Origin of the sequence: Shewanella sp. BF02_Schw (genome assembly GCF_014596695.2) — a bacterium.
In the GTDB taxonomy this organism is placed as follows: domain Bacteria; phylum Pseudomonadota; class Gammaproteobacteria; order Enterobacterales; family Shewanellaceae; genus Shewanella.
In genome coordinates, this window is sequence record NZ_JABKAW020000002.1 from 351,730 (window position 1) to 377,765 (window position 26,036).

Sequence of the window (26,036 nt, forward strand, 5' to 3'; positions counted from 1 at the left end):
AGTCGCGAAGCGACCCTAGCAGGACATAGTCCGCTCTAGTTGCGAAGCGACCCTAGCAGGACATAGTCCGCTCTAGCAGCGAAGCGATCCTAGCAGGACATAGTCCGCCCTAGCAGCGAAGCGATCCTAGCAGGACATAGTCCGCCCTAGCAGCGAAGCGATCCTAGCAGGACGTAGTCCGCCCTAGCAGCGAAGCGACGCTAGTCTTTTTTGCTTAACGCAACAATAACAATGGGATGTGGCTTTTACTGATCATCCGTGTCGTGTTACTACCAACAAAAAATTCACGAATTCGTGAATGACCGTAAGCACCCATTACCATTAAATCAATTTGGTGTGCTAGCTGGTAAGCCTCTAGAGCCGTTTGCACCTCGCCCTGACAAACCGCAGTTGTTACCTCAAAACCAGCCTCGGTAAGAGAGTCTGCAACTGAAGTCAATTCGGTCAGCGCTTGAGACTGATTGTCAGACACCATCACTAAATGACATCCGAGCCCTTTAAGTAGTGGGCTGCTAATCACTCGTTCAAGCACGGTTTTCGAAGTGGCACTGCCATCATAAGCGATCATAAAACGGCTTGGCATTGTAAAATCAGCCATCACCACTAAAATCGGCTGCTTAAGCGTGCGAATAACACTTTCTAAATGACTGCCAATCGCTTGCGCTTGATCTTGATGTTGCTCACCTTGACGACCAATAACCACTAGTCTGGCATCAGCTTCTTGCTCAAGCAGCGTTTCCACTAAATCGCCGTGGCGTTGCAGTGTTTGCACCGCCACAGAAGGTTGCGCCGCCACAATGCTCGTTTGCGCATCTTGTAGCATATATTTACCTTGTTCGAGCGCGAGTTTGCTCATGCGCCCTTCAAGTTCAACCATTTCAGCAAGCAGATGCTCTCGGCTACCAAGGCCAATATTTCCCGACAGATTTAACTCTGTAGGATAGGCAGACTTATCCAATACATGTAGTAAAGTCACTGGGGCATTCAACTGCATAGCCGCCCAGCCACTAGCATCAGATACCGCGCGTGTTGCTTTTGAACCATCGATACAGGCAATCACATTTGTCATCATTATTATCCTTTTATAGTGTTGCTATGGGCTTAGTGACCTGACATCATTTTTTCAACGTCTTCGGGTTTATCATGCACACCAAATTTATCCACAATGGTAGCGCTGGCTTCGTTAAGACCAATTAACTCAACTTCAGTGCCCTCACGGCGGAATTTAATCACCACTTTATCGAGCGCCGATACCGCAGTAATATCCCAAAAATGTGCCAAAGATAAATCAATAGTCACCTTATCAACCACTTCTCTGAAATCAAATGAGTTGCTGAACTTATCTGCTGAGGCAAAAAAGACTTGGCCAATAATTTGATAATGACGGCCAGTGTCTGCTGAAGTGTCGGTGTTTTTAACCACCATAAAACGGCCCACTTTATTGGCAAAAAATAACGAGGCAAGTAACACACCTACAAATACCCCAATCGCTAAATTATGGGTAGCGACAACCACAACAACTGTGGCAACCATCACAAGATTGGTCGATAAAGGATGATGTTTAAGATTACGAATAGAATCCCAAGAGAAGGTTCCAATAGACACCATGATCATCACGGCAACGAGTGCAGCCATAGGGATCATTTTTAACCAATCACCTAAAAACACGATCAAGATTAGCAAAAACAAACCGGCAGAAAATGTCGACAAACGCCCACGCCCGCCTGATTTAACGTTGATAATTGATTGACCAATCATGGCACAACCTGCCATGCCGCCCAATAAACCAGCACCGATATTCGCAATACCTTGGCCCTTGCATTCGCGGTTTTTATCGCTTGGCGTATCGGTTAAATCATCAACAATGGTCGCTGTCATCATCGATTCCAATAAACCCACAACAGCAAGACCAGCAGAGTAAGGGAAGATAATCATTAACGTTTCAAGGGTTAATGGCACTTCTGGCCAAAGGAAGATTGGTAACGTATCAGGAAGTTGTCCCATATCGCCTACGGTACGGATATCTAATCCCATGTAAACCGCAAAAATGGTTAAGCCGACAATACAGATCAAAGGTGACGGCAACGATTTACCAATAACTGGGATGAGTGGGAATAAGTAAATAATACCCAGTCCAGCGGCGGTCATAGCGTATACATGCCACGTCACATCAGTGAGCTCTGGCAACTGCGCCATAAAGATCAGAATGGCGAGTGCGTTCACAAAGCCGGTCACCACCGAACGCGAGACAAAACGCATCAAACTACCAAGCTTTAAGTAACCTGCTGCAATTTGAAATATGCCGGTCAATAACGTTGCTGCTAATAAATACTCAAGACCATGTTCTTTAACTAAGGTCACCATCAATAGCGCCATAGCACCAGTAGCCGCAGAGATCATTCCAGGACGTCCACCCGTAAACGCGATAACCACAGCGATACAGAATGAAGCGTACAAACCCACTTTTGGATCAACCCCAGCAATAATAGAAAAGGCAATCGCCTCAGGAATTAACGCTAGCGCGACGACTATACCTGCTAACAGATCTCCACGGATGTTGGAAAACCATTCTTTTTTCATGTTTTGTATCATGTATTTTACTCTGTTTTAATGTTAGCCAATATGCCAATAACATATGTTAACGCCTGAGATATCAGCGTGCGTCAGCGGTGAAATTAACTCATTAATGCGACAAAATGATATTGGATAGTGATATACAACAAAAACTACCAACATGGCAGCAATTACGGACGGATCTTAACGATCCAAATAGGGAGGGAAAACTAATGCGGCTTAATATTCATTATGGAAAAACGACCTCGGCAATATGTGTAAATTAGGCTTAAAATTTATTAAACGCGCAGTGCATAAAAATGCAGCGGCAAGTATAAAGGGTTGCATAAGTAAAATCAAAGCGTTTAAACAGTAACACCGCGGACACGTTTACTGGTTTAGAGCCTTGTCAGAGCAGTTAAAGTGGATACAACACTCAGCTATCCCCTTTTAATGCTCAACTGAATAAAGCCCAACGTTATGATGAAGAGATAACCGCAATTTTTTCTGAGGTAAATTTGTTGTACGCAACGATTAAGCCGTAAGCCATTAATACTGAAACACACTCTGAAATAGAGCCCAATAACCGGAATGCTTCATAAGCAGAGCGAGGAATTAATGTTGCATAAGTTGACCCGAAACTTATTATCACAAGCAGAAAAAATGGTAACTGCATCAAAACAGCAGCCTTAACATTAAAAGGAGACCTAGGAACAACCTTTAATTGCTTGCGGTTTCAGCGCCTAAATTAACATCATTTTTGAGCATCAACACCACTAAATAGATCAAACCAAATAGCGGTACAATTGATAATACAGCGCCAAGCACGCCCGCCATAATCGGTGATTGTGTTTTACGACGACCAAGAAAATAACTGATAACACCCACTAGCAATGCGAAAATAACAATTAACTGGCCAACCAGCGTTGCATTAATATTCATCAAAACTCTCCTTGTTGTTTTATACATAATACAGCCTAAAATACCTCTACCAAACGGTCGCAAGGCATTTATTAACAAGCATGCTACATTTGCTAGCGATTTGATGCAAAGCAATTTGATGCAAAGCAATTAATGTCAGCTCTTAACAATAAACCATGCGATATGAAGCTTGAAATTCATTACAGCGTTTACATTTAGCGACATTATCGTCGTTATAATCACAGTTTAATCCCTATACAAACACCCCAGTAAACTTGCCATTTTGCACAATTATCGGTAGTTTTACTGCATTGAACGACGTAAAAATAATAACAAAGGATTACGGATGGGAAACATACTTTGGGTGGCCTCTTACCCTAAATCGGGTAACACTTGGGTACGCGCATTTTTAGAAAACTATATTCAAAATCAAGATCAACCGATTGATATTAATACCATGCACACCATTTCGACGGCAGAGTCGGCCGCGCATCGTTACCTGCATTATTTACCAAAAGACAAAGCTGCCACCACCGAGCTGACGTTAGAAGAGGTGAGTGTATTGCGGCCAAAGGTTCAGGCTGATATTGCGCATCAAGCTAATGGCACCACATTTGTAAAAACCCACAACTACCTAGGCGAATACAACGGTCATCCACTGCATAATTCCTCAGTCACATCTGGGGCAATTTATGTGGTTCGTAACCCGCTAGATGTGGCAATCTCAATGGCCAATTACTTTGGTTACAGCATCGATGAAGCCATAGCTTATATGGCAGAAGAAATGACTGGCACGCCAAATGAAGCACCGCATGTGCCACAAATTATTACCTCTTGGTCTATGCATGTGTCTAGCTGGACTGCCGATGATGCCTCAAAGCTGATTTTACGCTATGAGGATATGCTAGATGATCCTAAAAAGGTCTTCCGTAAAGTAGAATCCTTTTTAGGTTTGAAAAAAGATCCTGTCCGCCTGAAAAATGCCATTAAGCACTCCTCTTTTGCTCAACTAAAAGCCCAAGAAACCAAACTCGGCTTTGTTGAAAAACATGAAAATGCTAATGCCTTCTTTAGAAATGGTGGCAAGCATCAGTGGAAAACCAAACTGACACCAGAACAAGTACAAAAAATTGTTGATACCCATTATGAACAAATGAAGCGATTTAAGTATTTACCTGCAGGTATGTAATGCCAAGTAAAAGGCATTAAATCCTGACTCAGATTACTCATAAAAAAACGTCCTATCGCATTAGCCATAGGACGTTTTTATTGGATATCACTTTCAGTTTGTAAGCATATTAGCTGCGTTTACGGTAAGCCATAACCAGCAATACAATACCCGCGAATAGAAACGGTAAACTTAACCACTGGCCGGCACTGAGCATTGACTCATGATATGCCGCTTGGCTGACTTTCACGCTTTCAATCGCGATACGCGCAGTAAAGACCAATACCAAAAACAAACCAAAGATAGCGCCGTGTTTTTGCTTCATATTGGTGTATTTATAAATGGCGAATAAACCGATAAATATTAATAAATAGGCAAACGATTCATACAACTGCGCAGGATGGCGCGGCAACATATCAATACGTTTAAAAATAATGCCCCATGGCTGATTAGTGGGTTCGCCCAAAATTTCTGAATTAGCAAAGTTCGCCATACGCACAAAAAAGCCAAATATGGCTGTCGCAATAGCTAAACGATCGAGTAAAAACAAAAACGGTAACTTCACTTTACGTTGGTAAAAATACAGACCCAATATCGCTCCTAACCCGCCGCCATGGCTAGCAAGGCCGCCTTCCCAAATCGCAAATATCTTCAGCGGATGAGCAAAGTAATACCCAGGGTCATAAAAAATACAATGAGCTAAACGAGCCCCAACAATAATGCCAATAACGCAATACACTAATAGGTTATCAAGAGACTCAACATCTAAGCCTTCTTTTTTGTAAAAGTGCTTCATCACCTGAAAACCAGTGGCTATAGCCAACGCAAAAAGCGCGCCGTACCAATGTACGGTTAATCCCATAAACGAGACTAATATAGGATCAAAATCCCAAACGATGTGTTCCAAGTTACCTACTCCAGATTGATATGGTGTTTTGTCGCGTTATGCTAAAACAACTTTACGACAGATGATACATAGATACTTAAGCGAAGAGAAAGTTTCATTAACTAATCAACATTGAAGCGCTAAATAAGGTAACATTTAGCGTTATTTACTGCTGATAAACTGCATTGTTAGAGTTAACCAAATGATGGCCGATAAAACCGAATACCATATTGATATTACCGAGCACAGTACTGACGCTATTGAGCTTTTGGCGCAAGCCAGTAGCCTGAGCAAGCAAGTATTGAAAGATGCTATGCAAAAAGGTGCTATCTGGCACAGCCATGGTAAACAAACTAATCGTATTCGCCGTGCAAAAAAGCCTTTGCAACCTGGTGACAAACTGCATCTCTATTACAATCAATACATTTTAGACGAACAAGTCACACCGGCAGAGTTATTGTTTGATGAAGGCGACTACAGCATTTGGTACAAGCCCTATGGTATGCGTTGCCAGGGCTCAAAGTGGAGCGATCACACCACCATTAATCGCTACGCTGAATTAAATATGCAGCCGCAGCGCAATGCCTTTATTATTCATCGTCTAGATCGTGCTGCTACCGGTTTATTAGTATTGGGACACAGTAAAAAAGCCGCTGCCGCTATTGCTAAGCTGTTTGAAACTCGCGAATTAGAAAAGTACTATCAAGTGATTGTTGAAGGTGAGTTTCCGAGCAATCCCGTTACCATTAATACTCCAGTCGATAATAAGCCAGCACTATCCCACGCCACCTTACTGACCTACAACTCAGAGTTGAATCAATCCAAAGTACAGGTGAAAATAGACACCGGCCGTAAACATCAAATTAGGATTCATATGGCTAGCTTAGGCCACCCGGTTGTAGGCGACCGTTTGCATGGCAATGGCGACGAGCACTCGCCCGACCTTGCACTGACATCGTGTTTTTTCCGTTTTGTTTGCCCATTAAGCAACACACTAAAAACCTTTGAACTGCCAGAGCATTACCGACCAGCATTTATTACCACTTAAGCAATGAAGTAAATAAGCAATTATTGTGCTTACACATAACACACAATATTGTTCATCAACATCAATGGAACCACACACTATGCGTCATATCATCGCGTTACTTTGTCTTACTCTTAGCCCTATGGGCATCGCCGCCAGTTTACAACTGCCAGACAGAGTCGAAACGGTATTAGTTAACGGTAAAGCATCACAACAGCAATCTAGTGTAAAACTGGACTTAAGCATGCCCGATAACATGCAACAAATCGCTTTTCGCTATCAAGCCCGTTATCGCGATAATGGCAGCCAAAATAATTTTGTTTCTGATGTTGTTATCTTACGTTTTCAGGCCAGCGAGCAAAACTACCAACTCACATTGCCGACCATTAACTCTGCCTCACGCGCCAATCAATTTAATGATCAACCCACTATAACGTTAACCGACAATACGGGTAAAAGCATTGTATTTACTCAAGATAAACTGATGAAATCAGGCTTACAAATTGGCCGTGATTTTGCTCAAGAGATCGCACAATATAATGAATCTGGCGCCATAGCTGCAATTGCATCAGCTAAACCTATCAACAAAAAAACAGCTACTGCAGCGCCAATTGCACCAGTAGTACCAGTAGCGCCAGTAGCGCCAGTAGCGCCAGTAGCCATAGTACCAGTCGCAAAAACGGCAGAGGTTACCGCAAGTAACAATACCGCCGACACTCAGGTTAATAAAACTGAAAATATCACCCAAGCAGAAATCAGTAGAATGCTCGATTATTGGTATCAAAAAGCTAATCCCAATACCCAAGCAGAGTTTAAAGCCAAAATAAATTGATAATGAAGGGTGTTATTGAACGAAGGTAAAACCTAGAGTTTGAACTTGAATAGTTCGATACTCATTCTTTTGAAACTAATGATTTGAGACTCACTCTTTTGAGACGAACTCGTTCAAGAGCAGATATTTTACGATTAAATGTTTGAGATGAATTGTTTGAGGTGAATTGTTTGAGGTGAATTGTTTGCGGCAAATGTTTACGGCGATCTCTTTATAGCTAACCTTTTATAGCAAACTCTTTGTAGAAAATTATTGGCTGTGAAATGCTTATTTCGAAATGTTGGCTGCGAAATGTTTGCTGCGAAATGCTTGCTGCGTATTGCTTGCTGACAATGGTCATTAAGCTAACAATCTCATCGGCCAGTTAATGGCAAATAGACGTTAGCGTTGGGCACAAATATCAGCAAAGGTGGCTTTCAATAACCGTTGTAAATCAGTAGGGCTTAGCGAGATATCTACGCCTCTTTTGCCGGCGCTAATGTAGATACGTTGATGCTGCTGTGCAGAAATATCGATGACTGTCGGCAAAGGTTTTTTTTGCCCTAATGGGCTCACTCCACCCAGTACATAACCGCTAGAACGCTCAACGACTAATGCCTCTGCCATGCGGGCTTTTTTTGCGCCTGCGGCTTTCGCGATTAACTTCATACTCAACATCGACGACACTGGCACAACCCCAACCACCAGTGCTTGATTATCTAAACTCACCACCAAGGTTTTAAACACTTGTTCCGTTGGCACGCCCAGTTTTTGCGCTGCTTCTAAACCATAAGATTCACTATTAGTATCATGGTGGTATTCATGTACTTCAAAATCTATTTTATGCTTTTTTGCTATCTCAATTGCTGGGGTCATATACGCTCATTTATGGATTAGCCACCAAGACTCTACTCGGTTGATAAAAATGCAGATATCGCAGACAAACATAACTGACAACCACGGTAGCGACAAGCAATTCAAACTCAGCTAATGCATTAATTTGCTGTACATATTCCGCAGCCATGCCAACACTTTCCATCCAAACAGACATCTTAAATAATGCCGTTGCCCCAATCACCATCGGAAACGTAAACGCGGCATAACCAGGACTAAAAGGTAAACGCATCAGTTTGAAAAAACACAAATAGATAATTGCAGTCATTAACACTCCAATACCAAATAATAATCCAACAATGACCGGCGATGGTTGTTCAATTACGGTTAAATAACCCGCCAAAGATAAACTGGCTGGCGCCGCTAAAATCGCTAAGGTTGGTTTGGCTGCATCAGGGATTTGTTCTGTAAATATAAGACGATAAATCATCATCGGTAACATTATGGCATAACTTAACATGCCAAAAATCAGCGCGGCATGAGCAACCCACGCGAGATGAATATTGCCTGAAAACGACACATCTGCCACCACAATACCAATAGGAGGAATAAACCAACTCGGCACCATATGATGCAGAGAAAATTGCTTACTGCGATGATAAATAAACCCGACCAAAAAACCGATGTGTAGCAAAACGGCAAATGACCATAATAAATCACCTGCGAGTGCCGAGGCATAACCCAGCGAATTCGACACCACCATTAACGCCATTGCAAAAGTAGGTACCACGCTACCAACGACTGGATGAGCGAGATCTTGACGTAATAAATGTGAATGTAATAAAAATTTAGCACTTAAAATCAGTAATAATACACTTGCGATTACAGCCCCTGCCCACTGACTATAATGATGGAAATCAACTAGGAGTTCCCAACTCCAACCTAAACTTGCAATACCCAACGCTAATCCAGCCATAGGGGTTGGAACAGTCGTTAGTGTTTGTTTTACTGCTCGAATCATTACAACCTCAAAACAACCCATCAGAGAATAAGCTTATATTACGCTTGCACTTTGTTTATATATATCCAATTATATGAAACATACGTTCAGAAAATATGAACGAAATATCGATCATAACAATAACGATGAAGATAAAACCGTTCACATTAACTTTATAACCATCAAACTAATGCTATTTCAAACTCACTCTATATCAAACTAAGCGGCGCTATGCACATTTCATTAAAGCAGCTCAACGTGTTTACCAGTGTTACCCAACATAAAACCTTAACAGCTGCAGCCGAGGCGCTGTATTTGTCTAAAGCCGCGGTGAGCATGGCACTGGCTGAACTCGAAAAACAACTGGGTCACCCGCTATTTGATCGGGTCAATAATCGCTTGGTGCTTAATCAAGAAGGACACAAGCTATTACCACTGGCCGACGAGCTGCTTAGTAGAGCAAATAATATCAGTCAATTGTTTGATGCAGACCACGCTTTTACGGGTCAATTGAAAATAGGTGCCAGTGACACCTTAGGTAATCATGTTGTACCCGGGTTATTGAGCCATTTTCGTCAGCAACATCAACATTTTTCACAAAGCGTGGTGATTTCCAATTCACGTCTAATCTGCCAAAAACTACTGGATTACGAGTTAGACATTGGCTTGATTGAGGGTAAAAGTCATCACCCAGAACTCATCGCCAGTCAGTTTAGCCATGATGAAATGTGTATTATCGCTGCGCCTCATTTACCCATAAGTCTGCAGGCACAATGGACGTTTAATGATTTAGAACAAAGTGAATGGATATTACGTGAGGCAGGTTCTGGCTCGAGAGAGTTTTTTTTGCGCACTATCGCGCCGCAAATAGAGTCGTGGCATGAAGTGTTTGAACTGAATACCACTGAAGCATTAATTAACAGTGTCGCCGCCGGACTTGGCTTAGGGTGTTTATCTGCTTTGGCGGCACAATATGCGATTAACGATGGACGTGTGACTCAGCTTGATTCTCCAATTAAGGGGAATCATATCAATATGCAGCGACCGTTTTGGTTGGTGGTCCACAAAGATAAATATCACAGCCCGCTGTTGAAAAGCTTTATTGAGTTTTGTCATCAATGGGATAATTCATAAAGCGATTCTTGGTTGAATATGGCCTTCGGCCACTAACGTCGTGACGCTTCGCCATACCTATTTTTCAAACTTCGTTTGAATTAAGACCGCAAGGTTCCACCCTGCACGGGCCAAAAGGGGATCAACAGCAATCCCCTCTTGGATCACCCCTGCCGTTCCGGCAACATTTTCGCTTTTTAACCAAACAACAGCAGCGAAAAAATTGCGACGGAAATTGATCCAGCTTTTAACTTCGTCTTAGTGTTCTTCAGCCTTATTCGAAAATGCTAACGCTTCCGATGGTACATCCTGTACCGCGAAAGCTAGCCTGACGTCCTGTCAGGCTCACGCTATTTTCTTCAACGTCCTCAAGTTCAGAGTTAAATTTAGACTTTTGCAAGCGTTACTAACTCGTTTGTGGACAGAGATCGTTTAGTGGTATTGCTCTAAACGACTTGTGCTAAATTAGAAAAAGTATCTTGGAACATCAAACCTATGTTATATGTATTCAAATAGCTTCGCTCTCAAATCAGTAGACTCTACACTAGAGCCCATAAACGATATTATTTGCTCGATATAATCTTTGTTAGTACCTACTAAATACCGATGGCACTGCTTTTATGTAGCCATTGCCAAGTAAGTTGTAAAGAGTGGTTCAAGATCCATTGTCTGATTAATAGTTGGTGAAAAGGTTATTAACTGATTATTTGACAAAGGCATAATAAACTTAGATTTAAAAGCAAACATTTCACTCGTTTCTTCAAAGATTAACGGGTTATCTCCCGTTAAAAAGTTATTCCATCCCCCATCCTCTGGCGAAACATGATGAACTTTCCATGACTCATAATCGCTATCGTGAACTCTGAGATCAAACGTCAGGAGTGGTAGCATAAAACTACGAAAGTAATGTCTGAAACCTGAATCTGTTTGAATTGCTGACTTTATTTCTTCAACTTCGCCAAGATTAACCCCATTGAATGTAATTCGATTTTCAAATTTAGTTAGGTCCAAATTCTTGATATAGCTTTCAGCTATAGGATCTAAAACAGGCATTCTCCAGAATTGAAATGCAATGAAGACCTTAAGTAAATATATTCCCTCTTCTGAGATCAACTCATCAGCCGATATTCCTCTGCGGACTAAGTTAAAAAATTGTCCGAGTGGAGCTTCTATTGTGCCATATGCTTTTTCCAAAGCATCAGTACGCACACCGTTTAGGTTGATCGTATTTCTATGCTTTTCAAATAATACTGTGCGAGGTGTTTGTTTATCTTTTTTGAACGAATTTAGTTTTTTATCAAACACTTGGATGCGTCCTAATTCTGTAGCAAAGCCTCGCAAATACAACTGTGGGACATAATGATGATTGATTGAACTCACAACTTACCTCATTCATATAAAGCTTTGTTATAGATCATCGCTACATCGGTATTTTTCAACTCGATGTTGCTCTGTAGTGGCAGAGTAGAGGATTAGCGTATTTGCCCACATCGTTAGATGTTATATGTATGAGGAAAAGTAAGTCAAATTAGCGAGTTCAAAAACAGGCTTAAACTCTAGCTGATACACTTTGGTGAAAAAACGAGTTGATTTTTGACTTAAAAATGTACAAATTCAACTCTGAACTTGAGGACGTTGAAGAAAATAGCGTGAAGCTCACATGGCCTTTCTCGCACATCCATGTGCTACAAGGCATTCAGGCATCCTGCCTATCAGATGTGAGCTTAGCTTTCGCGGTACAGGATGTACCATCGGAAACGTTAGCATTTTCACTCCTTATTATAAGATGGACCGAAGAAGGATTCAAACGAGGCCAAAAGCTAGATTAATTTCCGTCGCGACCTTTTCGCTGTTCAGAACATGTTGCCGGAACGCTGAGGGTTTGCAAAGGGGTACAAGCGCTTTACCCATTTGCTCTGGTGTGGGCGAAGCGCCACGACGTTAGTGGCCGCAGGCCATATCTTAAATACACTTTTAGCCAAAAACGTTTTAAAACAGACTCAAATCTTACCGAGTAACGGCTATGACCTAATACAAATTCAACCATTGTTTGCCTAATCGATATAACCAACTATGCACCGGATAAAGCATAAAAAAAACAGGCCATTTTGGCCTGTTTCGATTAATCACCCACCCAATATCACTTAGTAAGCAACGCTAATACGTTGATTAATATGCTGAGCATTTTCGGCTTCATCGAGCATGGCTTTGGCATAATCCACTACTGATACTCGGCTTTGGCCTAGTGCATCGGTAAAAAATTCGTTGCCGCCTATACGGTATGGGCCTTCTGACTCACCAGGGAAAATAATCGCTGCGGGGCTAACATAAGTCCACTCGATAGCAGAATCTGTATCACGGAACACGGCTAGTGCCTCACCTTGGGCGATGGCTTCAGCTTTATAATCTTCAGGGAACTCTGGTGTTGACACTAACGTCACGCCTGGTGCGACTTCTAAGCTACCTGCACCGCCAACCCATAACAAACGCGGCGTGCCAGCTTTAGGCAAGTGTTGCAATAATTGCTTAGCGGTTTGAGAAACTACTTGATGGTTTTGTGCGGTGCGGCCACCGATTGACGCTATAACAACATCAACATCGGCAAATGCGCTAGCGATGGCATCGCTTGTCATCGTGGTTAAATCAAGCGTACGTACGGCCACATCTTGAGTGACTTTGCTGGCGTCGCGCACTACGGCAATCACTTCATGGCCTCGGCTTATCGCTTGTTGCATGATAGTGCCACCAATCCAACCTGTTGCGCCTAATACTGCTAATTTCATTTTGTGTCTCGCTCTATTAATTATCAATGGAGCTAGTTTAGTGGGTAATCTTTTAGAGATAAATATCGATAATTGCGCTTAATTGTTTCATTTAAAGATACAAAGTAAGATGTAAAATCATTACGTAATTGTGTCCTTAAAAGCAATCTAAACCGCAGGCTAGTGCGTATCTAATGGCTCATTCATCATGAGATTTTGGCGCCATGCCCGACACAATCAAACAAGCTATTAATATTGTCTGGTTTAAACGCGACTTGCGCTTGTCTGATCATCAACCGCTCGTCGATGCGTTTAACCACAATTTACCCTGCTTGCTCATTTACACCTTTGAGCCATTTATGCTGGCTGACTCGCATTATAATGAACGCCATTGGCGCTTTGTGTGGCAGTCGCTGCAAGATATGAATCAACAACTGCTCCGATTTAACGGACAGGTGTATATGTTCAGTATGCCGATGATTGACTTACTAGATGAGATATCCCAAACATTTGAAATTAAGAATATTTATAGTCATCAAGAGATAGGTTTACACAACAGCTTTGAACGCGATAAAACGGTTGCTCGCTGGTGTAATCAACAGCAAGTTAATTGGCAGCAGTCGCCTACTGGAGCTGTAGTTCGCGGCCGAAAAAATCGTCAGGCATGGGATCAGCACTGGCAACAAGTAATGAACAGCCCTATTGCCATCCCCAACTGGCAACAATGTCAGTTACAAAAACTCGATAACTATCAAGAGCCGACTCTTGATCATGCCATCATTACACACCATGGTCAGTTTCAAATAGGTGGCCCCAAAGCAGCCAGAACAATACTGAGCAGTTTTTTAACCCTTCGGGGTAAAGACTATCAACGCAGCATTTCAAGCCCGAGCTTAAGTCGGACTCATTGTTCACGCTTATCGCCTTATTTAGCATGGGGAAACATCAGTCTAAAGCAGGTATATCAAGCGACATTAACACGTTATAACCAGGTGCAAACCAGCAATAAAGCGTGGAGAAAACCGTTATTGGCGATGATGTCTCGTTTACATTGGCATTGCCATTTTATGCAAAAATTTGAAAGCCAATGCAGCATGGAATTTACCCCGGTTAACCCTGGGTATGTTGATTATCCCTACCGTACCGACGACAAAGTGCAGCAAGATATTCAACGCTGGGCTGACGGCCAAACGGGGATCCCTATTATCGATGCCTGTATGCGTTGTTTAAAAAAAACCGGCTATATCAACTTTAGAATGCGCGCCATGCTAGTCAGCTTTGTGACTCACCATCTCAATATTGCCTGGCAGCATGCCAGCTTACCGCTAGCCAATTATTTTCTCGATTTCGAACCCGGGATCCATTATCCGCAACTGCAAATGCAAGCCTCGGTCACAGGTATTAACACCATAAGGTTATATAACCCCGTAAAGCAGTCACAGGACCAAGACCCACGCGGTGAGTTTATTCGATTGTGGTGCCCAGAGCTCACCAATTTACCCAATGAGTATATTCATCAACCTTGGCAACAACCGCCTATGGAAGCGATTTTTAACGACATTATCTTAGGTCGAGACTATCCAGAGCCAATGATTGATTTAACTCAAGCATCACAAACTGCCCGCGATCGTTTATGGTCGTATCGCGAACAACCTCAAGTTAAACAGCATATTTCTGCGGTATTAATCCGTCATGTACGCCCAAAGCCCAAACAGAAGAAGGCTCGCCATGACACATAAAAAACCGCATTTAACCCATAAAATCTGTTTGGTATGCCAACGCCCTTTTGCATGGCGTAAAAAATGGGCCAAAGATTGGGACAACGTTAAATATTGTTCTGAACACTGTCGCCGACATAAATCTGAATAAAGGTAATCACCATGACGACGCTTTACACCCATGTTTCACCAACATTATTGCCGCAAACCAGCACATTGAGACTCATCTTGGGCGATCAACTTAATGCGTCACACTCCTGGTTTAAACAAGTCGATCCTAATGTGGTGTATTTGATTGCCGAGTTGGGACAAGAAGCAAGCTACGTCACTCATCATGTGCAAAAGGTCTGCGCCTTTTTTGCCTCTATGGCGCAATTTGCACAGGCCTTAGCCAAGAGTGGTCATCAAGTGATGTACCTAACATTAGATGACACCCAGCACTATGCAGATCTCCCTGCATTACTTGAAAATATCACCACAACCCAGCAACTGACGATATTTGAATATCAACAGCCTGATGAATATCGCTTAGCGCAACAATTGAGTGAACTCGCACTGCCAAAGGTGACTAAAAACAGCTATGACACAGAACATTTCTTACTGCCATTTGACGATATTCAGCGCGAATTCACACCGAATAAACATGTGAAAATGGAGTTTTTTTATCGACGCATGCGCAAACGCTTTAATGTATTAATGCAAGAGGGTGAACCATTAGGTGACCAGTGGAATTTTGACCAGCAAAACCGTGCGAGCTTTAAAAAGAATGACCTTGCTGATGTTCCTGCGCCCTTGGTATTTGCTAACGATGTCAGTGATATTTTAGCCCGCCTTAAGCGCCATAACATCAACACCATAGGCAAGGCAGAAAGCCAATTGTTATGGCCAGTGAATCGACGCCAATCGCGTGAGTTACTCGACTATTTTTGCCAGCACTTATTGATCCGCTTTGGTCATTTCCAAGATGCGATGACCGAAAATAGCCGTGCGGATTGGAGCTTATATCATTCAAGGCTATCGTTTGCGCTTAACGCTAAAATTATTTCCCCCAGTGAAGTGATTAATAAAGTCATCGCGCATTGGCAAGCGCATCAACATGATATTTCACTGGCTCAAGTTGAAGGTTTTGTTAGGCAAATACTTGGCTGGCGTGAATATGTCCGCGGTATTTATTGGTGCAATATGCCCAACTACGCCACTAAAAATGCCTTACAAGCACAGCGGCCGCTGCCAGGGTATTTTTGGACCGCCAACACCAAGATGAATTGCATGCACCACGCCATAAAACAGTCGCTCGATTATGCCTATGCCCACCATATTCAAAGATTGATGGTGACTGGCTGCTTTAGTTTACTCGCGGGTATCAATCCAGATGAAGTCGACCACTGGTATTTAGGCATTTACATTGATGCCATCGAATGGGTCGAAATGCCCAATACGCGCGGGATGACTCAATTTGCTGACGGCGGAATTGTGGCCACAAAACCTTATGCCGCCAGCGGTAACTATTTGAACAAAATGAGCGACTATTGCAAAAGCTGCCATTACAATGTCAAACTCAAGACAGAACATAACGCCTGCCCATTCAACAGTTTATATTGGCATTTTATTCAGCGGCATCAAGACCAATTTAAACGTAACCCTCGCATGGCAATGGTATATAAAAACTGGCAAAAAATGGATGTGCACACGCAACAGGCCATTATTAACAAAGCCGATAGCCTATTGGAAAATATAGAAAACTTATAACCTTTAGCTGTCGCGACAGGATGATTTTATGGACAAAATATCTGCTATACGCAGCTTTGTTGAAGTGGCCAGTTGTGGCAGCTTTACCCAAGCGGCCGAGCAACTTGGCTTAAGCCGTTTACAAGTGTCGCGCCATATCAAAGAAGTTGAACAATGGTTAGCGTTGCGATTATTACATCGCACGACTCGCCGAGTTAGCCTCACCCTACAGGGCGAAGAAGCGCTTAATTACTGCCAACGGATTTTAAGTGAAGTGACGGCGATGGAAAGTCGCGCCAACAGCCACAATAATGAACTGGTTGGCAGTATTCGTATCGCCTCGCCCATTGGACTTGGGCAACACAAACTGTATGACGTAGTTGAGGCTTTTTGCCAGCAACATCCTCAGGTTAATATTCAGCTGTTACTGTCGGATAATGTCTCGCAATTGGTGAATGACAGAGTCGATATTGCGCTGCGTTATACCCACCAGCCTGATGAAAGCTTAATCGCCAGACGCTTAATGCATATCGACAATGTGGTTTGCGCATCCCCTGACTATCTCGCCAAACATTCGACCATATTGTCAGCTAATGACTTATTACAACACAACTGTTTACGCCACTCGAGCCAACCAAGTTGGGAGATAATCGATGAGTCTCGAACCTGTTTACTTGATGTGAGCGGTAATTTACAGGCCAATGACATGGGTGTATTAATCAATGCGGCATTACGCGGCAATGGTATTGTGTGCTTGCCGACCGATTTAGCTAATCACTATCTTGAACAAGGTGAATTGCTTGAAGTGCTGCCCAACACCACTGCGCCGGGTAAGACGTTGTGGGCGGTTTATTTGTCGCGCAGCTACCAGCAAACCGTCGTCAGAGCCTTTATCGACTTTACCGCCAATGCTTGGCAGCAAGACATTAAAAAATGGCAAGCAAGCTAAAGTGAATGATTATGTGATTGAATGACTAATCGCCACTATTTAGCACTTTCAATTTAGTACTCTCTGTTTAATACTCTCGATTCAGTACTTTCTATTTAAGAAGCACTACTCTATAAGCCCTAATGGATAAGTCCTACTGAATAAGCTCTAACGAATAGGCCCTAATGAATAGGCCCTAACGAATAATATCCAGTAATAATTGTTGTAATTGTTGTGGTTGATCAAGGCTGGCATCGTGACCACAGTCGTCTATTTTGTGTAATTGTGTTTGATAAAATACCGCTAACTGTTCGCTACATTTTGGATGGGCAAGTTTGTCTTGATTAGCGACAATCACGCTAACCGGTATGTCATTCAATACTGGACAGTGAAAACGGGCTGAGGCGTACAATTGGCGTAGCCCATTAATAAATGATGTATGGCATTGCAATCTCAGTATGCTCCAAGCATTAATCACGTCAATACTCTGGCCAAAATGCCTGCTGGTAAAATCTAATACCGTTGCCTCTAGCCAATGACTTTTGTCTGTATCAATACTGTTCGACAAGCTGGCGCGTAAAGCCCGAGTGAACACAGCCCCCAATGACCTCATTAACTCCAAGCATTGGAATCGTTTATACCAAGGTGACAAGTTGGCCGCACTGCTGTTAATTAACACCACATGCTGAACTCGCGAGCGACACTGCGCCGCCATCGTTAAGGCCAACATTCCTCCCATAGACAACCCAACCAATACTAACTTAACTTGGCTTGGTAGCATGCCCTGTTTTAGCAAGGCGTCATCGATTTGTTGCCACACCGCATCACAATAATCCTGCATTTCACCAGGGCTAGACTGATTAACTAACAGGCCGTTACCCGGTAAATCGACGCTAATAACATTCACCGCTTGTTGAGCTAAACGCTGATCAAAACCATACCAATGGCGGCTATCGCGCATTAATCCTCTAAGCAAAACCAAGGTGGTCATCGTTTATCCTCACTTAGCTTTTTTTAGTCCAGAAGCGATTCGCTTGTTGAGTCAACTGCGTCAGCTGTTTAGGCTTTATTTGTTCAATAATTTGTGCATAAGCTGCATCGATAATGAACTGCATTAATACCACGTGACGCCTTAAAATACGTTGATGTCGATGTGTTTTCTGCGGATTAAAATAGCCGGGGAAATTAAATAGTTGACGTGGATTTTTACGCACCCAGGCCCACGAGCCCATTTCTAACGTTAATGGAATAAACGGTTTTTCGCTGATATTACTAGCCACTAAGTAATCCCAAATATCGCCATGAGTCCGATAAAAATGACTTTGTGGCGCTAACCGATAATGGCCGTGGTGAGGGTAACCTTTTTCGAATAATTGCATTAAATGATAAATATAACCTATGCCTGCAAACGGTTGCCGAGTATGCGCATGAGGAAACCACAGATGGTCTAGCAAACCAAAACCAGAATGAGCATCTAAGGCAATAACACTGCTACTTTGTTGCTGTAATTGTTGCACATAGTTTACTAATGCTTGGGTTTCTAGCTCCATACCATTTTGACCACGGTACCAAGGCAAGCGCGGCGAGAGTCGCTGACCACCAACAAGAAAGGTCACGTCTTCGTCTGAATCAATCGGTGCATTACGCATTAAATCAACATTGTTGCCATTGCCTCGGCTGCCACGCAAAAAGCCTACAGGATTCACCACAGGTACAAAAGCTAGACGCACGTGTTTGAGTAATTGCTGTAAATGAGTATCCCAAGGTAGTCGATTGAGTAAGCTGTCTAAAAAGGCCAACACCACTTGTGCACCAATACGCTCCACACCATGCACCCCACCTACAAATAACACCGTAGGGCAAGGTTGCTGTTGTTGCCCAAGCTCAATGGCGGTTACCGATAATTTTTCACCACGATAATATAAATTCGCCAGGGACTTATGCCTAAATTGATGCTGATGCTGGGCAATTAAGCGCTTTAAGGTGTCGATCTCGAAAGAATGCTCAAAAGAAAACTTAGCCATTAGCCACTTTTTACGGTCACAAAAATGATCTTAATAAGGTAACCAGTAATTAAGACAAGTTCATGACAACAGAGTGAAAACACTTAGTTCACACACTGATTAACAATGTTTACATAAAGTAAACAAATCAATGTAGATCATATATTTAGAAATCAATTATTGGCTTTGGTGACTCCTCTCACATTAGCCCTTAAGCAGAACTTTTATCATTATTGATAGAAAATAAAACACTGTAGGCATCCTCTATGAGTACAATTGAATCAATCACTTTAATGCTAGCCTTGGTATATAGCACCAGCTTACTGTATTGGGGTGGCAAAAAATGGGGCGCATTGGTCAGCGGGGCATTATTGCTCGGCGCGACTCTTGCTAGCTTTTTCTGGCCACTTTTACTTATATTGTTGGGCGCGGTATTAGTTGTTACCGCAATAGGGCAATATCAACCTGCGTTTGCCAATGCAGAAGGCAGACCCAATGCTGTACGTGAGATTTGCCAACATTTCTTTGCCCTTTCGATGTTATTGGTTGGCGTGCAATATGCCATCAATGCAGGATTATTGTATGCCGGAGAAACCCCCTGGTTAATGAGACCGGATGTCGGTGATGCATTTTTGCCTATTGCGGGCGGCATAGAGCTCAAAGCTATTTTAACTCTCGGACTGTGGGATCAAAACCACCCTGCTGCGGTAGTGATGTTATGTGTCGTATTGATCACTGGTGTAGTGTGTAAACGAGCATTTTGTGGTTGGGCTTGTCCGTTAGGATTAGCCGGTGAGTATCTTTATAAACTGAGAAAACGTGTTATTCACGCAGAGTTATTACCGCCTGCGTGGGTAGACTGGCCACTCAGAATGGTTAAATACCTATTATTAGCGGCACTGCTTTATTTGGTTATTTCTATGCCATCGGCAAGCATTCCACACTACCTATCAGGTAATTACCACAAAGTGGCTGACTTAAAAATGGCAGTATTTTTTATGATGCCGTCAATGGTTGCCTTAATCGGTTTTGGAATGATCTTTGCCTTAGCAGCATGGCGTCGCCAAGGTTTTTGCCGTTACATTTGCCCTTATGGCGCATTGCTAGGTATTGTAAGTTTTCTAAGTCCGTTTAAAATTCGCCGTAATACTCAGCATTGTTTAATTGAAACTAAAGGCATGAGTTGTGATAAGTGCACCCGTGCTTGTCCTGCCAATATATCGGTGCATACTCAAAAAAATATCCACTCAGACGAATGCCAAGCTTGCATGCGTTGTGTATCTGCTTGCCCTAAAAAACAGGCGTTGCAATTTAGCACTCGTAATGGCATTCCGCTTTCTGCCAGAGGGTTACTCATTGTGTTACTGACTATAATGTTTATGTTACCGCTGTTTGCTTACGTAAGTGGCTACTGGCACAGTCAAACACCTAACGATATAAAAATAGAACTGATTCAGAAACTGGACCGCATTGGTCATTAATTTACATTTTCAAATGGGCAACAAAAAGGGCTGCACAATGCAGCCCTTCTATTAATTAACAATTACCACAATCATTAACTTACTGAGTAGTAATCACTTTGCGTTTATTGTGCGCAATAATCAGCGCAATAAGACATATTACACCTACAACAATACCCACTGGCTGGCTCAGCTGTTGCGGCAAACCAAAACCAATACCTGCGGTCATGATGTACGACACAGTCACACAAGTACCAATAATCGCTGGAATGCTGACAATCCAATGGAAGGTACCACGATCAAACAAATACTTAGTCGCAAGCCACAATACGCTAGTTGACAGTAACATATTTGAGAATGCGAAATAACGCCAGATTAGGGTGAAGTCAATCTTAGTCATAAAATAAGCAATAATCAGAATCGGAATGGCAACCAGTAAACGGTTTCTGACACTTTGCGGAATTTTAAACGCATCGATAATAGTTAAACGTAATGCTCTAAACGCAGTGTCACCAGAGGTAATAGGGAAAACCGCAACCGCGATAATCGCCATAACACCACCTGCTACACCTAGGTAAGTGGTCGCCACTTGGTTAACAACCATACCAGGACCGCCTATATCGAGAACACTCTTAAGTTCGATATAACCACCAGGGAAAGCTGCGATACCTGCAGTAGCCCACACACATGCCACTACACCTTCTGCTACCATGGCACCATAGTAAACTGGACGAATGTATTTTTCGTTAGTTAAACAACGCGCCATAATCGGTGCTTGAGTTGAATGGAATCCACTGATTGCGCCACAGGTAATAGTGACAAACAATAATGGCCATACAGGTAGCCCACTTGGGTTCGGCTCTAATAAGTCATTGTTATAATGGCTATGATCAAAATAAGCAAAGATACTGTCAATAGTCGGTAGTTGCGGCGCATGGATTAGCAATGCAACAGCAATAGAGGTTGTCATCACAATCATTAATAAACCAAATGCTGGATACAGTTTGGTAATGATTTTATCGATTGGTAACAACGTCGCGAGAAAGTAATAACCCAAAATCAGTAATACCCAAAAGGTATTATTACTCAAAAAAGTGTCTTTAAAATAATCTAAGTTACTTAACAACCCTGCTGGGCTCATGATAAATACTACACCAACGAAGAAGAGTAGCATGGCAGTAAATATCAACATGGCACCTTTAAAGTACACATTGAAATAATGGCCAGCAATTTCAGGTAAACTTTTACCGTCTTCTTTTATACTCATTACACCAGAGAAGTAATCGTGAACTGCGCCACCGAGTACATTACCAATCACAATCCAAACCAGTGCTATCGGGCCATATAATGCACCTAAAATTGGCCCAAATATCGGTCCGACACCGGCGATATTAAGAAATTGAATTAAGAACGCTTTAACCGGATGAACGGGTACATAGTCAACGCCATCATTAAATCGTTCTTGAGGGGTTTTAACTTTAGGGTCAATACCTGCTTGTCGCTCAACGAACGGGCTGTAAAACTTGTACCCGAGCAATAGTAGCCCGATACAAATGAGGAAAATCAGCATATTATTGTCATCCAATTATTTATAGGAATATATTCAATGTCGAGTTTGTTTCAGTTAGCTTTCTAGGTCAAGCAACCGGGTGTTATACCAAAGTAGGGATTGCTACCAGTTACTTTCCGTGCACATATACTCACTTTAGCGATAAACTATAACCCTGTTAATGGCTTACCCCAACTTCCTTATAATTAGCTATTTAATTACCCATATCCACACATCAAAAAAATTCAAACATAATCACTTTTAACTCACCTGTGGCTTGTAAACTTACACATCCCTATATACTAAAAATGGTTAATTACCCTTTGTAACACCTAAGATAATTACACCATCACCAATATATCACCTCAAACACATCTTTATAGGTGGGAAGTTAAGTAGCCTGAAATTGAGGTAACAAACACGATTGAATCATCATGTGAACAACCCAAACATCCGCTTACTGGTTCATCTGTTTATTCGTCTATTCGTCTATTCGTCTATTCGTCTATTCGTCTATTCGTCTATTCGTCTATTCGTCTATTCGTCTATTCGTCTATTCGTCTATTCGTCTATTCGTCTATTCGTCTATTCGTCTATTCGTCTATAAAATGATAAAACCTCACCGATAAATATCAGTGAGGTTTTAGTTTTATTCACTCATACAGAATAAACCGTTAGTCTATTTTTGCAGCGTTAGCTCGATGCTAGATTCAACTGATGCTTGGATTTCTGCCTCAGTAAATAGCAATGGACGTAATTGTTTTGCCGAGGAATACAATTCACTTTGATCGGAAAAACTTGGACTCAACACATTGCTAGATTCTGAATAAGTCAAAATACCCTTTGCCTTAGGACCGTCATCAGTAAAGCTCACGGTCATCATCCAACTTGAACCATAACGCACTTGGTAACCTTCAGAAGTTAATCCTGATGCTGTAGCATTACCAGAAACAACATCCATAACAGGGCTATATTTATGTTGAGGTATTAAGGTGTCATCGCCCGATAAACTGGTCGAGAATACGTTAAAGCCACCTTCCGCATTATGACTACCAGGCCAAGGTAACTTCACCCCAGATGCAGAGCCATCATCAAGTGACTTTTCAACAAACTGCACATCCCCCAACGCAACATCAACCGCAAAACCTGCCGCTTCAAGATTCAAAGCTGCATGAGCTAAAGCCACTAATGCACTGCCGTCAGTATTGAGCTTATTGGGCGTAGTTGCTGCACTCATATAATCAAATGCTTCGGTTAGCATGGTGTTTTGATTGAACTGATGGGCAAACTCACGAAGTAACGCCCCACCTTTACTGTCGTTATCTTGTTTACCGTTCCACGATTTTAGCGCGGCACATGATGCCGAGACATCTTTAGACAATGTTGCGCTAACCATCACCGGCGTAGACCCTTGTTGCTCGCACTGGCTGATTAAGTCGGGTAACACCAATTCAGCAAGATAAGCCCGATTGGATAATAAAGCCGCCTCTAGCTCCTCAATAGTAAATTTACCGTCATCACCCGCGGCGTCATCCATTAAGGTTAAGCCCATACGAGTACGTAACGATAATTGGCCTCGCTCTGGACCGTATAAAGGAGAGTAGTTTTCGAGCGGTGCCGCTAAGTTAGTTGACCAAAAGGAGTTGTTGGAGTTTTGCACAAAGTCAGTACGTTCAAGCTTAGGTGCACGGTCGTAAGGCATTGGCGAGTCATAACTAAATACCGAGGTATTACCGGGTAAAATAGTAAATCCAGCTTGAGCTCTCGCCGCTTGTATCGCTGGGGTCGTCTTAATAATATCGACCACTAAGTCAGAAAATCCCGGTACGGTTGAGTCGTCAATATAAAACGCATTACCTTCTTTATCCGCATACATGGTGTTATTAAAAATAACCCCATCATAATTTTTAAACGCTTGTTGAAACTCATCTTTATTGGATGCAAGATTCATGGCTAACCAATGATCGAGCGGATCTTTATTGGCCATGTTGGCATCTTGAATAAAGAAAGCCTGGCCATCGTCCCATCCAAATGGTGCTAATGCCGGTGGTGCTTCAACCATCGGACCTTTGGCTGTAGTGTAAATATCCTTCTCCGCCACCAACATGCCAGCGGGGCCTGCATTAACTAATACCGAAACCGTTTCTTTGGTGATTGGCATCGGCGAATTATCGTACATATATTGCAATCTATCACCGGCAACTAACTCAAGGTTATACATTACAAAATGTTCTGCGGTTGAAAAGGTATGCGTCCAAGCAACATCTTTGTTAAAACCAATGTTAACCAATCCAGGCATACCAACCAACGAGCCGCCCATCACATCCATTTGTCCTGGTATGGTCAAATGCGACTGCCAAAAGCGTAAATTACCGGTATGCGGAAAATGTGGATTACCCAATACCATACCTTTACCATTTTCAGTTTTATCCTTACCTAAACCCCAACCATTAGAACCCAAATTTCGCGGATTAGTTTCCGGTGTGGTAATGGTTGCAGACCGTGCTATTAATTTGTTGTTCATATCCTGCACAAACGCGGTTTGTGCAGTGGATGGTGCAGGCCCAATAATTCGCGGTAAATACTCTTGAGCATCGCCAGGGTTGGCGTAAAAAATTAAATCTAAAAAGTTTGCCGCCCCAGGTAATAGCGCGATGGAAAATAGATAGCTTGCTACATCGACACCGCTAATAGGTTTAACCCACGGTTGACCAGCACAAAATGGCTCGCCTGTTTGAGTTCCAGCTTCTACATCGGCAAGATATTGATTATAACCCGCACTGAAACCCTCCATTAATGCACGCGAATTATAACTAAACTGTGGGTATTGGTTTTCAGCAAGCTGCCTGATTTTCAATGCTTTGTAGGCAAAGTCAGAAATTAAGTTCCCGTTATCTTCACTGGTTGGAAGGCCGGTAGTAAAGTCAATCGAAGCATGGGGACCAAAATACATCGACCGTTCAGAATTGGCTTTAATAAAGCCATCTGCAATTACACATAAATTATCTTGTGCTTGGGCATAACCATTACCGAAACCAAGACTCTCTAAATTGTCGGCGGTAATGTGTGGTACACCATATTGAGTTCGGCGAATTTGGACTTTTAAGCTGCCATTAGGGGCAAAGGCTTGTAATAGAGGAGTAACGACTTCGGGTTCTGGATCTGGTTGAGGGGTTTTACCGTATTGGGTGTCATCACCGCAACCTACTATCGCAACGCTAGAAGCCATGCCGATAGCGAGCAAAATTTTATTCAGTTTCATTATTATTATCCTTGTTGTATCCCAATGCTAAGCAGCAAAATGGATGAGGTACTTAATCCTTTATGCCTCAATTTAAGCTAACAGCACCGCCAAAGTAATCCCAGTTACCTTGAAACGAATGCGCTGTTGTTAAATACAACAAAGACATGCATTACTATTTAAGCAATCATTCTCTCGTGTGTCTACATCTTGATAAAAATAGCCAAAACGTGCTTAACAAAAACAATTAACCTTATTCAGCTAACCTCAGTCCTGAATAATAAACGATTATAAAATAGCGACGTCTTTAGATATTTGTTAGGGCGGACTGCGT

The 26,036-nt window shown here is 42.4% G+C and carries 21 protein-coding genes; 9 read left to right on the top strand and 12 right to left on the bottom strand.

Features of this window, described 5'->3' with window-relative positions; all coding sequences use genetic code 11:
- Positions 1-214: 214 nt before the first annotated feature.
- From HNW13_RS09965 to HNW13_RS09975, 3 genes are all read right to left on the bottom strand, one after another.
- Complete coding sequence (locus tag HNW13_RS09965; protein WP_192115801.1) at positions 215-1,069, bottom strand: universal stress protein; 855 nt, start codon at positions 1,067-1,069, stop codon at positions 215-217.
- A gap of 32 nt (positions 1,070-1,101) precedes the next feature.
- Positions 1,102-2,592: a SulP family inorganic anion transporter gene (locus HNW13_RS09970; protein ID WP_101085950.1), complete on the bottom strand. Its 1,491-nt coding sequence runs from the start codon at positions 2,590-2,592 to the stop codon at positions 1,102-1,104.
- A gap of 681 nt (positions 2,593-3,273) precedes the next feature.
- On the bottom strand, positions 3,274-3,495 hold the full coding sequence (locus HNW13_RS09975; RefSeq protein WP_192115640.1) for a hypothetical protein: 222 nt from the start codon (positions 3,493-3,495) through the stop codon (positions 3,274-3,276).
- A 325-nt stretch (positions 3,496-3,820) separates the two neighbouring features.
- Here HNW13_RS09975 and HNW13_RS09980 point away from each other — a divergent pair, with 325 nt between their 5' ends.
- The gene (locus HNW13_RS09980; RefSeq protein WP_192115638.1) at positions 3,821-4,663 is read left to right on the top strand and encodes a sulfotransferase domain-containing protein; all 843 of its coding nucleotides are present in this window, start codon (positions 3,821-3,823) and stop codon (positions 4,661-4,663) included.
- Between the two features lie 109 nt (positions 4,664-4,772).
- Here the strand turns inward: HNW13_RS09980 and lgt are convergent, their stop codons facing one another.
- Complete coding sequence (gene lgt / locus HNW13_RS09985) at positions 4,773-5,549, bottom strand: prolipoprotein diacylglyceryl transferase (protein WP_101085954.1); 777 nt, start codon at positions 5,547-5,549, stop codon at positions 4,773-4,775.
- A 181-nt stretch (positions 5,550-5,730) separates the two neighbouring features.
- Here lgt and HNW13_RS09990 point away from each other — a divergent pair, with 181 nt between their 5' ends.
- Positions 5,731-6,576 (top strand): RluA family pseudouridine synthase, encoded by an 846-nt coding sequence (locus HNW13_RS09990; protein WP_192115636.1) that lies wholly within the window; start codon positions 5,731-5,733, stop codon positions 6,574-6,576.
- A 79-nt stretch (positions 6,577-6,655) separates the two neighbouring features.
- A complete protein-coding gene (locus HNW13_RS09995; RefSeq protein WP_192115634.1) occupies positions 6,656-7,387 on the top strand; it encodes a DUF2057 domain-containing protein in 732 nt (243 codons plus the stop codon).
- Between the two features lie 381 nt (positions 7,388-7,768).
- Here HNW13_RS09995 and ybaK read toward each other — a convergent pair whose 3' ends face one another.
- Together ybaK and HNW13_RS10005 are read right to left on the bottom strand one after the other, a co-directional pair.
- Entirely contained in the window at positions 7,769-8,242 is a 474-nt protein-coding gene (ybaK, locus tag HNW13_RS10000) for a Cys-tRNA(Pro) deacylase (RefSeq protein WP_192115632.1), read from the bottom strand.
- A 10-nt stretch (positions 8,243-8,252) separates the two neighbouring features.
- Entirely contained in the window at positions 8,253-9,221 is a 969-nt protein-coding gene (locus HNW13_RS10005; protein ID WP_192115629.1) for a TDT family transporter, read from the bottom strand.
- A 210-nt stretch (positions 9,222-9,431) separates the two neighbouring features.
- Here HNW13_RS10005 and HNW13_RS10010 point away from each other — a divergent pair, with 210 nt between their 5' ends.
- Entirely contained in the window at positions 9,432-10,334 is a 903-nt protein-coding gene (locus tag HNW13_RS10010) for a LysR substrate-binding domain-containing protein (protein ID WP_192115627.1), read from the top strand.
- Between the two features lie 597 nt (positions 10,335-10,931).
- Here the strand turns inward: HNW13_RS10010 and HNW13_RS10015 are convergent.
- Both HNW13_RS10015 and HNW13_RS10020 read right to left on the bottom strand, forming a co-directional pair.
- On the bottom strand, positions 10,932-11,693 hold the full coding sequence (locus tag HNW13_RS10015; RefSeq protein ID WP_192115625.1) for a DUF4238 domain-containing protein: 762 nt from the start codon (positions 11,691-11,693) through the stop codon (positions 10,932-10,934).
- 764 nt (positions 11,694-12,457) lie between these two features.
- The gene (locus HNW13_RS10020) at positions 12,458-13,096 is read right to left on the bottom strand and encodes an NAD(P)-dependent oxidoreductase (protein WP_192115622.1); all 639 of its coding nucleotides are present in this window, start codon (positions 13,094-13,096) and stop codon (positions 12,458-12,460) included.
- A gap of 203 nt (positions 13,097-13,299) precedes the next feature.
- Here HNW13_RS10020 and HNW13_RS10025 point away from each other — a divergent pair, with 203 nt between their 5' ends.
- Genes HNW13_RS10025 through HNW13_RS10040 form a run of 4 tightly spaced genes read left to right on the top strand, consistent with a single transcriptional unit; the run spans position 13,300 to position 17,470 of the window.
- Positions 13,300-14,814 carry a deoxyribodipyrimidine photo-lyase gene (locus HNW13_RS10025; protein WP_192115620.1) on the top strand — a complete coding sequence of 505 codons (1,515 nt, stop codon included), beginning with the start codon at positions 13,300-13,302 and terminating at the stop codon, positions 14,812-14,814.
- Positions 14,804-14,944, top strand: a complete 141-nt coding sequence (locus HNW13_RS10030) for a DUF2256 domain-containing protein (RefSeq protein ID WP_192115618.1) — start codon at positions 14,804-14,806, stop codon at positions 14,942-14,944. The genes HNW13_RS10025 and HNW13_RS10030 overlap by 11 nt, the downstream gene beginning before the upstream one ends.
- 11 nt (positions 14,945-14,955) lie before the next feature.
- Positions 14,956-16,542, top strand: a complete 1,587-nt coding sequence (locus HNW13_RS10035) for a cryptochrome/photolyase family protein (RefSeq protein WP_192115616.1) — start codon at positions 14,956-14,958, stop codon at positions 16,540-16,542.
- Between the two features lie 28 nt (positions 16,543-16,570).
- Positions 16,571-17,470 carry a LysR family transcriptional regulator gene (locus HNW13_RS10040; RefSeq protein WP_192115614.1) on the top strand — a complete coding sequence of 300 codons (900 nt, stop codon included), beginning with the start codon at positions 16,571-16,573 and terminating at the stop codon, positions 17,468-17,470.
- Between the two features lie 175 nt (positions 17,471-17,645).
- On the opposite strand, the gene HNW13_RS10045 is transcribed toward HNW13_RS10040, so the two are convergent.
- Positions 17,646-18,440: an alpha/beta hydrolase gene (locus tag HNW13_RS10045; RefSeq protein WP_192115611.1), complete on the bottom strand. Its 795-nt coding sequence runs from the start codon at positions 18,438-18,440 to the stop codon at positions 17,646-17,648.
- A gap of 13 nt (positions 18,441-18,453) precedes the next feature.
- On the bottom strand, positions 18,454-19,473 hold the full coding sequence (locus tag HNW13_RS10050; protein ID WP_192115609.1) for a DUF2817 domain-containing protein: 1,020 nt from the start codon (positions 19,471-19,473) through the stop codon (positions 18,454-18,456).
- A 245-nt stretch (positions 19,474-19,718) separates the two neighbouring features.
- On the opposite strand from HNW13_RS10050, the gene HNW13_RS10055 reads away from it, so the two are divergent.
- Entirely contained in the window at positions 19,719-20,933 is a 1,215-nt protein-coding gene (locus tag HNW13_RS10055; protein WP_101085971.1) for a 4Fe-4S binding protein, read from the top strand.
- A 79-nt stretch (positions 20,934-21,012) separates the two neighbouring features.
- Here the strand turns inward: HNW13_RS10055 and HNW13_RS10060 are convergent, their stop codons facing one another.
- Complete coding sequence (locus tag HNW13_RS10060; protein WP_162022395.1) at positions 21,013-22,482, bottom strand: carbon starvation protein A; 1,470 nt, start codon at positions 22,480-22,482, stop codon at positions 21,013-21,015.
- 658 nt (positions 22,483-23,140) lie between these two features.
- The gene (locus HNW13_RS10065) at positions 23,141-25,723 is read right to left on the bottom strand and encodes an acylase (protein ID WP_192115607.1); all 2,583 of its coding nucleotides are present in this window, start codon (positions 25,721-25,723) and stop codon (positions 23,141-23,143) included.
- Between the last annotated feature and the right edge of the window lie 313 nt (positions 25,724-26,036).

Bases quoted from the DNA above. Each gene is read 5' to 3' on its own strand.
- HNW13_RS09965 (WP_192115801.1), bottom strand. From the start codon at position 1,069: ATGACAAATGTGATTGCCTGTATCGATGGTTCAAAAGCAACACGCGCG.
- HNW13_RS09970 (WP_101085950.1), bottom strand. From the start codon at position 2,592: ATGATACAAAACATGAAAAAAGAATGGTTTTCCAACATCCGTGGAGAT.
- HNW13_RS09975 (WP_192115640.1), bottom strand. From the start codon at position 3,495: ATGAATATTAATGCAACGCTGGTTGGCCAGTTAATTGTTATTTTCGCA.
- HNW13_RS09980 (WP_192115638.1), top strand. From the start codon at position 3,821: ATGGGAAACATACTTTGGGTGGCCTCTTACCCTAAATCGGGTAACACT.
- HNW13_RS09990 (WP_192115636.1), top strand. From the start codon at position 5,731: ATGATGGCCGATAAAACCGAATACCATATTGATATTACCGAGCACAGT.
- HNW13_RS09995 (WP_192115634.1), top strand. From the start codon at position 6,656: ATGCGTCATATCATCGCGTTACTTTGTCTTACTCTTAGCCCTATGGGC.
- ybaK (WP_192115632.1), bottom strand. From the start codon at position 8,242: ATGACCCCAGCAATTGAGATAGCAAAAAAGCATAAAATAGATTTTGAA.
- HNW13_RS10005 (WP_192115629.1), bottom strand. From the start codon at position 9,221: ATGATTCGAGCAGTAAAACAAACACTAACGACTGTTCCAACCCCTATG.
- HNW13_RS10010 (WP_192115627.1), top strand. From the start codon at position 9,432: ATGCACATTTCATTAAAGCAGCTCAACGTGTTTACCAGTGTTACCCAA.
- HNW13_RS10020 (WP_192115622.1), bottom strand. From the start codon at position 13,096: ATGAAATTAGCAGTATTAGGCGCAACAGGTTGGATTGGTGGCACTATC.
- HNW13_RS10025 (WP_192115620.1), top strand. From the start codon at position 13,300: ATGCCCGACACAATCAAACAAGCTATTAATATTGTCTGGTTTAAACGC.
- HNW13_RS10030 (WP_192115618.1), top strand. From the start codon at position 14,804: ATGACACATAAAAAACCGCATTTAACCCATAAAATCTGTTTGGTATGC.
- HNW13_RS10035 (WP_192115616.1), top strand. From the start codon at position 14,956: ATGACGACGCTTTACACCCATGTTTCACCAACATTATTGCCGCAAACC.
- HNW13_RS10040 (WP_192115614.1), top strand. From the start codon at position 16,571: ATGGACAAAATATCTGCTATACGCAGCTTTGTTGAAGTGGCCAGTTGT.
- HNW13_RS10045 (WP_192115611.1), bottom strand. From the start codon at position 18,440: ATGACCACCTTGGTTTTGCTTAGAGGATTAATGCGCGATAGCCGCCAT.
- HNW13_RS10050 (WP_192115609.1), bottom strand. From the start codon at position 19,473: ATGGCTAAGTTTTCTTTTGAGCATTCTTTCGAGATCGACACCTTAAAG.
- HNW13_RS10055 (WP_101085971.1), top strand. From the start codon at position 19,719: ATGAGTACAATTGAATCAATCACTTTAATGCTAGCCTTGGTATATAGC.
- HNW13_RS10060 (WP_162022395.1), bottom strand. From the start codon at position 22,482: ATGCTGATTTTCCTCATTTGTATCGGGCTACTATTGCTCGGGTACAAG.
- HNW13_RS10065 (WP_192115607.1), bottom strand. From the start codon at position 25,723: ATGAAACTGAATAAAATTTTGCTCGCTATCGGCATGGCTTCTAGCGTT.